Genomic DNA, 9881 nt, shown 5'->3' with positions numbered 1-9881 from the left:
TAAACACAGCACTTGAAAATAATTATCATTTTCAATCATATGTAAATATTCCCTTACTTTCAATGGTGTTTGAGCTATTAATGTCATCGTTATTATCAATCAACACAATAAGTAAAATTATCAGTAATTCCAGTCCTAAACGTTTGCGTAATCGCTAACCTTCTCTTAACCTTGATTTGAGGCTTTTATCACGGTTTTTCCATTGATATAGTGCGTCCATACAACAAAAAAAGACCATTCGAGGCATGGAGCTTCCTCATTAATCTCAAGATGAGAAGAATTGGTACCGACAAAATTCGGCAGATTTTAAGAGGGTCAAAAAATGGACATGAATATGGTTGAGATTTTAGGTTATGCAGCTTCAATCATGGTCGCTATTTCGCTAACTATGAAAGATATTGTTAAGCTTCGTATCCTTAACTTTATTGGTTGTGCGCTATTTACTGCTTACGGACTAATGATTGATTCTTGGCCTGTAGTACTAACTAACGGTTTTATTGCTTGCGTTAACATCTACTTCCTAGCAAAAATGCAGCAGGAAAAAAAAAGCCTAGAGCCTGAGAAAGCGCAATAGCATTCAAACAATAAAAGCCCGCAAATCATAAGATTGCGGGCTTTTGCTTTTAACATTCCCTTTCTATCACAGCATCCTTAAACGAGCGCTAACGAACCCAGCTAAGTGCTAGTGGTTCTCGACGAGAAAACATGTCCACATGCGATGAAATGATCGCCTTCACCGTATTCAGTTTCTCTTCTGAATCCGCCTCACAGGTTATAGTTAAGCTAGATGCACAAAGGTTAAACTCAGCTTTTCCCGTCGGAAATGTCACCAAACCGCTATTTTCATTCCAAGTAGCAGGAACTTTTCGTCCAAAATGCCGACAAAGCGTCACTAAGTATTTGTCAGCGTGTTCGCTATCTATTCGGGTGCTTTCTTTAATCATGAACTTACTCGTTACTTTGAAACGTCCTATGAAGAACCTTGTTAGAATTGATAAGCTGCAGAGAGCTTGAAGTTGCGACCCGGCTCGTAGTCATCAAGCGTGAAGCCACGTGCAGTCCCCGAACGAGACGCATGAGAGCTGTACAACTCGTCAAATACATTATCAATACCAAAGGTCACCGACAGCCCATCAATATCAGACGGCACCCATTGAGCGTATAGATTATGCACATCATAACTTGCTTTCTTTGGCTGACCATCAAAGACGTTGTCTTCCTCTAGAACAAACATTGAGTTCCACCCGAAGATCGTTTCTAAAGCGTCTGACTGGTAATCCAAAGTTAGAGCAATGCTATCACCCATATCAATGCTACGCCCATTGCCCCCAGCAACAGGACCACCAGTATTCTTGTTTTTGGTGTCCGACTTAGAGTAAGAAAGTTTGCTGTTAAACTTGTCGTAACCATAAGAAGCACTTGCTTCAAAGCCTTTAATCTCAACATCACCTAAGTTGTAAATCAGGTAAGTTTGAATCGCGTTTTGGTACTGATCTGCAATGTAATCATCAATTTCCGTTTGGAATACCGTAATATTCGCCCCAAAGAAATGCTTATCAAAGGTTTTATCAAAACGAACACCACCCTGCGTGTTCAATCCCGTTTCTGGCTTTAACCCATCCTCTAAAAATGCAACGTCTTGGTAAGCAATAAAGGTTTCCATTAGCTCTGGACCTTTAAATAGAGAACGTGCACTCGCAAACAACGTCCAATCTTGAGTCACCGCCCACTCTGCTGCTAGAGCCCAAGTCACATCATCATAATTACTGGTTCCTGTCTCAGCTTTGCGTTTGTAATCATCAAAGCGCATACCTGCGGTAATAAAGAAGGCATCAGAGAAGAAGAACTGATCTTCTACAAACAGTGCGGTTGAAATCGCCGATTCGTCCATAAACTTACGACTACCGTAGTAACTCGAAGACGTTTTATCCATGTAGTCGAAGCCATAAGTGACTCGATTATCAAACTCACCTAACATAACATCTGACTGGAATTTGCCATTCAAACCAAAGTTTTGGTTTTTGGCGGTGTTCTTTGATAAACGGTTCGAGGGCCAACGAGGCGCCATCACCGTTTCGTCACGTTTAATTTCTGTCTCGGTATTATAAAGAGTGACGTTTCCTTGGTGTTGTTCGCCTCGCAACTCATAACTCAAGGTAACGGTATCGCGGTCATAATCCGTAGGGATAAGTAACTTGCTCGAAAGGCTATTATTTGCACTACCCGACATATCAGGACGCGGACTGTAATCTCCACTGTCTCGGTACATGTCATAAGAGAGCTCAAAACGATGGATGTCATTTAGTTCATACCCCAGCTTAGCCAGAATGTTGTAAACATCACCTGCAGCACCATAGGTTTTATTGCCATCACCATCTTCAAAATCATCACGCGTGACGTAATGGCCATAGACCATCGCATCAATGTTTTCGGACAAAAGTCCGTACAGTGTCAACGAACCTTGTTGGTTGTCGTTGGATGCATAGCCGCCATAAACACGCGCACCAAACTTTTCATCGTAACGAAGTAAGTCACGAGCGTCTTTCGTTTCAAAGTAGACCGAACCGCCTAACCCGTTTTGAGTCACAGAGTTATTACCTACCTGAATGTCCGCAGATTTGAGAATGTCAGGGTTCAACGTCAAGTTACCAATATGATGGAACATGCTCGCATGCTGAGAAGCACCGTCAAGACGAATGTCCAAATCGGTTTCGCTCAAACCACGAATCGTAATACGTTGATTCACAGAGTGTGTGCCACCAACATCCACACCGGGAATATCGCGCAGTAAATCAGACATATGATCGGCTTGCTTCAGTGACATGTCGTCCGCAAACATCGACTCAGTGTTGCTGGAAACTTTCGTTCCCCATACAACGACCTCTTCAAAATGTGACTCAGTATCTTGAGCTAAAACAGGGGTTGATAGCGCCATTCCCACTGCAAGGCAAAGGCTTGAAAGCTTGATAGGTGAACAAGCAGGGCTTTCCATAACTTCATTCCTAAATATTAATGATAATAATTCTCAGGTATAATAAGCATGAGTTTTATAAATACAAAGGCGATTTAGTTATGCGAAATCGCACAAGTGTTATGAGGAAGTGTCAAATGCAGGAAGTCACAACAAAACGAACTAAAATTGCCAAGATAGCTTTAACCCAAAGACTAAAGGCGACAGAGAAACAATGGATTGTCACGCAAGGCCAACCTTGTCAAACTCAACTGGCCGAAGGTAAGTTCCTATCATATCAGTATAATGATCAAATTTTTGTTCATGGCGGGCGTTGTCTAGAACTTATTGATTCGAATATTGTTTCTACTGCACACGCCTCACTGCTGGTCACTATTCTTTTAGAAGGTAGACTCTCGTTTGGCTACGACGATTTGCAATTTGATTTAGACGCGAGCGACGGCCCTAAGGGTGTAGTGGTGAACTTACTCAAACCTGCAAATTTTCGTCGTTCACTGCTCAAAGATAACCTCATTAATAAGATCAACATATTGGTTAAGCCCCAATGGCTAGAGGCCCGCCTTGAGCAAAATTGTAGTCATCGAGCTTTTTTTAACTCTCATCAGGCGTTTCAACAGTTGGAGCCTAACCAGACGCTATGCGAGTTGGCCGAAACGTTAACAAATAGAGAAACACCGCAAGAGTTCCAAGAAAAGCTAGAGGTCGAAAGCTTGATCTATCAAATATTACATCAAGCCACCAAGCAAATTCCTAAGAATTTCAGTGCTAAAAACAGCAGTATTGAACGACACATTGATGGTCGAATTGAGGATATTGTCAGCTATATTGAAACTCACCTTGATCAAGAACTACGCTTGGAAAAGTTGGCGAGCCAATTCTCAATGAGTGTTTCAAACCTGCAGCGTCGATTTAAACAATCACTTAATATGACCATAAACGGCTACATTCGTTTTCGACGTCTTGAGATTGCTAGGCAACATTTGGAACGTGGCCTAGTGACGATAACAGAAGCCGCCTATGAAGCCGGATACCACCACCCTTCTAACTTCACTTATGCCTTTAAAAAGGCATTTGGTGTGCCACCACATGAAGTGATTAAAGAGTAAGGGGACTCTAGGTAACTGACTGTTATTTAGGAGTGTCTTATCCACAACATCGGTATATACTCGCCTTAAACGTTATGGAGGTTAAACATGAATATTGGTGCCGTCGCGAAGCTCACTGGGCTTTCATCTAAGTCGATTCGATTATATGAAGACAAAGGGATCATATCTCCACCAGCGCGTAGCGACTCTGGCTATCGCGAATATTCAGATAATCATATTCAAGAGCTTAACTTGGTATCACGCGCAAAAAGCGCAGGCTTTTCGTTGCAAGAATGCAAAGAGTTCGTACAACTTGCTCATAACCCCAATCGCAAAAGTAGCGAAGTAAAAGCAAGAACCATGGACAAACTGAGAGAGGTTGAAGAAAAAATTGCACACCTCATGGAGATCAAAACGCAACTTGAAGGTTGGGTTTCTTCTTGTCCTGGAGATGCAGAGAGCCGATGCCCAATCATAGACGAGCTCACCAAGTAAGCCCGCCTATCTATTGATCTCGTTAAAAACGAACTAGCTCGCTTAATGATAAGTACACATGCGCTTACCGTTTAACTCTATGATGTTAAATGGCGTTTCATAGATGTCCTCTAGCGTAGACGCTTGAATAACATCTTCAACCGCACCACTCGCCACAACTTTACCTTTCTTAAGCGCCAATATGACATCTGAGTAACACGCCGCGAAATTAATATCATGAATCACGACCACCATGGCTTTATTCATGTCATGGGCTAACTGCTGCACAACTTTCATGATCTGAAGAGAGTGTTTGATATCTAAGTTATTAAGAGGTTCATCAAGAAAGACATAATCTGTATCTTGTGCAATCACCATAGCAATAAATGCAAGCTGTCGCTGACCACCACTTAATTCATCCAAGTATTTATCTTGAATATCTTGCAAATCTAAGTAGTCGATCGCTTGTTCTATGACCTCATGATCTTCTTTAGTCAGATTTCCTTTAGAGTATGGGAAACGACCAAAAGAGACTAACTCTTTTACGGTAAACCGCATTGTAATCGAGTTAGCTTGGCGAAGTACTGCCAGTTTTTTCGCTAGCTCTTTTGTGTCCCATTCCGCGATTTCCTTGCAATCAATGATAACACTACCGCCATCTCGCTCCGTTAAGCGCGAGGCCATAGATAACAGCGTGCTCTTTCCCGCGCCATTTGGACCGATAATCGATGTTACCTTGCCCTTTTCAAACTGAGTATTGGCCTCGTCTACGACTTTGTTTGAACCGAAAGCCTTCGTTAATTTGTCTATTACTATCATATTTATACAACTTTGTTTTTCAGCAGCAGGTATAAGAAATACGCACCGCCGATAAAGTTAATTACGACACTCAACGTCGTCTCAAAACTGAACACGTTTTCGATTATCCATTGCCCAGCAAGTAATGAACTGATGGATAGAAACGAACATCCGACCAATAGCGTTTTATGTTGGTAACTTCGGAACATTTCTCGGCTTAAGTTGGTCACTAGTAAACCAAAGAACATGATTGGCCCTACCAAAGCCGTAGAAATAGCAATCAAAACCGCCGAGATAATAAACACATTTCTCGTCACTTTAGGTACATCAACACCCAAACTTTTCGCATTGTCTTGGTCGAGCCAAAACACATCTAAAGTGCTATGCATCCTAAACAACAACCAACATGCAAACATCAAAGCCGGAGCACTAAAGTAAACCAAGTTCACTTTGACATTATTGAAACTGGCGTACAGTTTCGACTGAACAATTGCATATGTGTTTGGGTCCATCAGCAAAGAAAAGAATGACGCCGCATTGGAAAATAGCTGACCAAAGATCAAGCCGACCAATAGCAACGTAATCAAGTTCTTGCTGCCTTTTGAAAAGTAAAACCCAAACAGCAGTAGCGAAAACGACACCATTACAATTACTGCAATCGCGAAATTTACGTACAAGTTAAGAACTAAGGTACTCAACCCACCAAAAATCAACACGATCAAAATTTGGGTTAACACATACAGCGCATCAAAACCCATGATACTTGGCGTTAAAATTCGGTTGTGCGTAATGGTTTGAAATACAAGTGAAGACTGAGCAATGGCCACACCCGCTAGCACTATCGCCAATACTTTAGGAACTCTACGAGACAAAAAATATTGGTAGTTGTCAGCCGTTAGCCCAATACCAATAAACAGACACGCGAAAAGAATCGCAATGCCACCTAGCAGCAGGATTTTCGTTGAATCACGCATGTTGCTTACCTCGCAACAACATAGCGATGAATACCACGCCACCCAATATGCTAATCACGATAGAGATTGGCATTTCATGAGGGAAAATAATTAAACGACTCACCAAATCGCAACACAACACTAAAATGGCCCCATACATGGCCGTAAGCGGAATGTTCTTTTTGAGGTTATCGCCATAAAAGTGACTCACGAGATTAGGCACAATCAGCCCTAGGAATGGCAACTGGCCAACAATCATCACGACACTTGCTGACATGATGGACACCAATAGTACGCCAATCGTCACAACCTGCTGATAATTCAAACCCAAGTTAATCGCGAAATCTTTTCCGATACCTACGGCAGAGATCCTTGCGGCAAAAAGATAGCTGAGGATAACCATTGGTACCGCGATGTACAGCAGTTCAAAATCACCACGCAAGATGTTAGCGAAGTTTGCGACTGTCCAAGCATTCAGACTTTGAAGTGCATCATATTTGTACGCGATAAACGTAGTCATGGATTGGATGACATTGCCGAAAATAATCCCGACAAGAGGCACAAAAACCACGCTCTTAAATTGAATGCGCTGAATAAAGAAAACAAACGCTAGCGTCCCAAATACCGAGATGCCAAATACGAGCCAAAGGTGATTATCATTACCAAAGAAAACCACGCTCAGTACGTAGCCCAACATGGCACATTCGATCGTACCAGTTGTAGAAGGTGCCGCAAATCGGTTCTGGCTGATTTGCTGCATGACAAGACCCGCAATACTCAAGCCAGCACCAGCAAGCAGTATGGCAAATAAACGTGGTATACGGCTGGTAAAGAAAAGCTCTAATGCTTTCTCATCACCTGAAAAGAGTTGTTGGGGCGTCATGTTTGCCACCCCAACAAATAACGAAACCGTGCTTAAAACCACAAGGGTTAGCAATAACTTCTTCAAAGTTAACCTCTGCTATCTTGGATTACAGTTCAACGGTTTGCTTTATCTCACTGACCATTTTTTCTGTTGCTGTCACACCAGACATCGACAAATACCACGCGTCCACATCTAAATAAGTGATTTTGTGATTTTTATATGCTGCGGTCGCTTTGACTAAGTCGTTATCCATGGATTTACGAATATCGTTATCCGGCGTACCTGTCAGAGAATTACGGTCAACCACGAGAATATTTTTCGGGTTAGCTTCACGAATAAACTCATAAGAAATGACATCTCCGTGAGTGCCCGTTTTCACGTGCTCAACCGTTTCCAAGAAGCCAAAGTCGTTATAAATGACGCCAAATCGCGACTGGGCACCAAACGCGCTGATGTTGTCACCCATGCTCAAAATCGTTAGTGCATCATTTTTGTTCGATTGGTTGTAGTCGCGGATTGCTTTGAATTGAGTATCTAACGCTTCAATTTTCTGCTCTACTTTTTCTTCGATATTGAAGATCTTACCAATATTGCGCCATTGCGCTTGCGTACCTTCCCAATAGCCTTGGTTTTCTTTCGCCGCGAAAACAACTGTAGGGGCAATTTCACTCAGCTCTTCATATTTCGCAGACGCTCGCGGACCAACCAAAATCAAATCCGGTTTTTGCATGTAGATGGTTTCAAAATCAGGTTCAAACAAACTACCCGCAGAGGTGTAGTTATCTTTGCTGTATTTTGAAAGGTAACTAGGAAGATTAGAAGAGTTAGATACTGCAACGGGATCGATACCAAAGTTGTCCAGCGCATCTAGCGGGCCAAAGCCAATCACAACCACACGCTCTGGGGATTGTTCTAGCTCTGTTTGACCCATGTAGTGGTCAATCACAACTTTAGCAGCGAAAGAAGGAGAAACAGTAAATAACGACAGCATAGCCGCACCGACGAATTTTTTCATTTTGTTAAGCCTTAATGAGATCTATTATCATACGCGTTCGCAATATAACGCTACTCTTTAATGCATTCAACAAAATTTAAGGTACTTTACATTAGTTACGTTTACTCAAGACTTAGATATATCAAATACTTATAAAACCCATCAGTTTCAATACCTGGGCGTATCATTCATGCGCTTCAATAAACGCTTTGAGTGCCAGCTCATCAATAATCTCCAAACCGTTGTCCGTTTTGGTAATCAATCCCTTTTCAATCAAGTCCTTAACTGCACGTCGATAGACTCGGCCTGAGGTGCCAAACCGCTCAGCCTCTTGGTTCACTTTATCAAAGCCACCAAGCAACTTATCCGTCTGATTACGGACGAGAAGATCATAGGCAATGTTGTAAGTAATGGGATGCAACAAACGATTAGTGTAGATATCCATGGAGTCTTGATAATCCTCAGCCAATGCTGAAGCGAAGAACACCATCATTTGGGGATAATTTTGCAGTGCTTCGGTTAGTTTTTGGATACAGATAACATCAACCTGCATATGTTCATCTGCTATCACATTCCATTGACAAGGAGTCTGAGTGAAGAACTCCATTTCACCATAAATATGATAGTCGCAGTTAGCTTCCCCTAATTGAAAACGTCGTCCATTTGCGGCCAATATGTTCATCGAGACTCGACCTACTGGCACAACATACAAGTACTGAAGTTGCTCACCTTGGCGGAGAATTGCTTCCCCAGCATCAAAGAAACGCGAATTTATTTGGCATTGATAAATCAAATCGCGAAAGGTGGCACTCTTTTCTTCAAGGTATGTTTTGAAGCGACCAGTCGGATAAGGGCTGATTTTCATTTTCTGCTCTCTCAGAAAAAGTTACGGGCAACTATTTAAGGTGGATTGTACCCCGTAACTCCAAATAAAAAAGCGACAGTGACCTGTCGCTTTACATCTATTCTGTTTATGTGACTTACTGAGATAGAGACTGGCTAACGCTGAGCAACCAAGGCTTCTAATGCCGTAATCGCGGCGCTCTTCTCACCTTGCATCATTACTTTGGCCTCATCAACGTACTGACCAACACCTTCTTTCACATCTTGTTGATACAGCACCACGTTGTTTAATATCGAAGCCACATGAAGGCCTCGTAGTCGACCGACCGTAAACAGCGCAGAGGTTTCCATATCTGCACCTAAGATGCCTTTCTTGTTCCAATGTTGGCATATTGCATCCTCGTCATCGGTATAGAAACTGTCGTGAGAACGCACCACACCAAAATGATAATGCACTTTTTGCATCGACAAGTAACGCTCAACTTCCTTTAACAGTGAAAAGCTTGCGTAGGCTGGATAAGACGAATCGACATACGCTTTAGAGCCGCCCTCATCTCTTACCGCGCCTTCGGCAATGATCAACTCGCCAAGATGAATGCCTGATTGCATTGCCCCCGCCGATCCAACGCGTACCACATGAGTCACACCGCACTGTTTTAGCTCTTCCACTGCGATGATCATCGATGGCGCACCTATACCTGTACTACATACTGAAACAGGCTTGCCTTTGTAGTTGCCGGTAAACACACGGTACTCGCGGTTTTCCGACACCATTTCTGCATCATCAAATAATACCGCGATACGATTCGCTCGATCTGGCTCGCCGCATACAATAACGAGGGGAGCGATTTGTGTTTCATCCACTCCGATATGAGGTTGTTTGGCCATTTTTCGTTCC

Annotated in this window: 11 protein-coding genes; 3 read left to right on the top strand and 8 right to left on the bottom strand. The window is 42.6% G+C overall.

The genetic code is table 11. The features are described 5' to 3' along the window. Positions 1 to 322 precede the first annotated feature (322 nt). On the top strand, positions 323 to 574 hold the full coding sequence (locus R7R24_RS01615; protein ID WP_005376619.1) for a YgjV family protein: 252 nt from the start codon (positions 323 to 325) through the stop codon (positions 572 to 574). 88 nt (positions 575 to 662) lie between these two features. Here the strand turns inward: R7R24_RS01615 and R7R24_RS01610 are convergent, their stop codons facing one another. After that, on the bottom strand, positions 663 to 944 hold the full coding sequence (locus tag R7R24_RS01610) for a DUF2218 domain-containing protein (RefSeq protein WP_191115930.1): 282 nt from the start codon (positions 942 to 944) through the stop codon (positions 663 to 665). A gap of 41 nt (positions 945 to 985) precedes the next feature. Beyond that, a complete protein-coding gene (locus tag R7R24_RS01605) occupies positions 986 to 2992 on the bottom strand; it encodes a TonB-dependent siderophore receptor (RefSeq protein WP_191115931.1) in 2007 nt (668 codons plus the stop codon). Positions 2993 to 3108: 116 nt separating this feature from the next. On the opposite strand from R7R24_RS01605, the gene R7R24_RS01600 reads away from it, so the two are divergent. Continuing rightward, positions 3109 to 4077: a helix-turn-helix domain-containing protein gene (locus R7R24_RS01600; RefSeq protein WP_053349178.1), complete on the top strand. Its 969-nt coding sequence runs from the start codon at positions 3109 to 3111 to the stop codon at positions 4075 to 4077. Between the two features lie 87 nt (positions 4078 to 4164). Continuing rightward, on the top strand, positions 4165 to 4551 hold the full coding sequence (cueR, locus tag R7R24_RS01595) for a Cu(I)-responsive transcriptional regulator (protein ID WP_005376627.1): 387 nt from the start codon (positions 4165 to 4167) through the stop codon (positions 4549 to 4551). A gap of 42 nt (positions 4552 to 4593) precedes the next feature. On the opposite strand, the gene vctC is transcribed toward cueR, so the two are convergent. From vctC to R7R24_RS01565, 6 genes are all read right to left on the bottom strand, one after another. Continuing rightward, positions 4594 to 5349, bottom strand: coding sequence for an iron chelate ABC transporter ATP-binding protein VctC (vctC, locus tag R7R24_RS01590; RefSeq protein WP_025767868.1), 756 nt, complete (start codon positions 5347 to 5349; stop codon positions 4594 to 4596). 2 nt (positions 5350 to 5351) lie between these two features. Continuing rightward, a complete protein-coding gene (gene vctG / locus R7R24_RS01585) occupies positions 5352 to 6302 on the bottom strand; it encodes an iron chelate uptake ABC transporter permease subunit VctG (protein ID WP_191115932.1) in 951 nt (316 codons plus the stop codon). Next, complete coding sequence (vctD, locus tag R7R24_RS01580; RefSeq protein WP_017820306.1) at positions 6295 to 7230, bottom strand: iron chelate uptake ABC transporter permease subunit VctD; 936 nt, start codon at positions 7228 to 7230, stop codon at positions 6295 to 6297. The genes vctG and vctD overlap by 8 nt, the downstream gene beginning before the upstream one ends. Before the next feature lie 22 nt (positions 7231 to 7252). Next, positions 7253 to 8161 carry a siderophore ABC transporter substrate-binding protein gene (locus R7R24_RS01575; RefSeq protein WP_065275234.1) on the bottom strand — a complete coding sequence of 303 codons (909 nt, stop codon included), beginning with the start codon at positions 8159 to 8161 and terminating at the stop codon, positions 7253 to 7255. A 163-nt stretch (positions 8162 to 8324) separates the two neighbouring features. Further along, entirely contained in the window at positions 8325 to 9005 is a 681-nt protein-coding gene (locus R7R24_RS01570; RefSeq protein WP_054577816.1) for a Crp/Fnr family transcriptional regulator, read from the bottom strand. A 134-nt stretch (positions 9006 to 9139) separates the two neighbouring features. Further along, positions 9140 to 9871: a nucleoside phosphorylase gene (locus tag R7R24_RS01565; RefSeq protein WP_005373131.1), complete on the bottom strand. Its 732-nt coding sequence runs from the start codon at positions 9869 to 9871 to the stop codon at positions 9140 to 9142. Positions 9872 to 9881 lie beyond the last annotated feature (10 nt).

The organism is Vibrio sp. 704 (genome assembly GCF_033339295.1).
This window is presented reverse-complemented; position numbering and strand designations above follow the sequence as displayed.

What these genes read in the sequence shown, in the direction of transcription:
- R7R24_RS01605 (WP_191115931.1), bottom strand. Translation starts at nt 2,992, where the DNA reads ATGGAAAGCCCTGCTTGTTCACCTATCAAGCTTTCAAGCCTTTGCCTT.
- vctC (WP_025767868.1), bottom strand. Translation starts at nt 5,349, where the DNA reads ATGATAGTAATAGACAAATTAACGAAGGCTTTCGGTTCAAACAAAGTC.
- R7R24_RS01565 (WP_005373131.1), bottom strand. Translation starts at nt 9,871, where the DNA reads ATGGCCAAACAACCTCATATCGGAGTGGATGAAACACAAATCGCTCCC.
- R7R24_RS01610 (WP_191115930.1), bottom strand. Translation starts at nt 944, where the DNA reads ATGATTAAAGAAAGCACCCGAATAGATAGCGAACACGCTGACAAATAC.
- R7R24_RS01615 (WP_005376619.1), top strand. Translation starts at nt 323, where the DNA reads ATGGACATGAATATGGTTGAGATTTTAGGTTATGCAGCTTCAATCATG.
- cueR (WP_005376627.1), top strand. Translation starts at nt 4,165, where the DNA reads ATGAATATTGGTGCCGTCGCGAAGCTCACTGGGCTTTCATCTAAGTCG.
- R7R24_RS01570 (WP_054577816.1), bottom strand. Translation starts at nt 9,005, where the DNA reads ATGAAAATCAGCCCTTATCCGACTGGTCGCTTCAAAACATACCTTGAA.
- R7R24_RS01600 (WP_053349178.1), top strand. Translation starts at nt 3,109, where the DNA reads ATGCAGGAAGTCACAACAAAACGAACTAAAATTGCCAAGATAGCTTTA.
- R7R24_RS01575 (WP_065275234.1), bottom strand. Translation starts at nt 8,161, where the DNA reads ATGAAAAAATTCGTCGGTGCGGCTATGCTGTCGTTATTTACTGTTTCT.
- vctG (WP_191115932.1), bottom strand. Translation starts at nt 6,302, where the DNA reads ATGCGTGATTCAACGAAAATCCTGCTGCTAGGTGGCATTGCGATTCTT.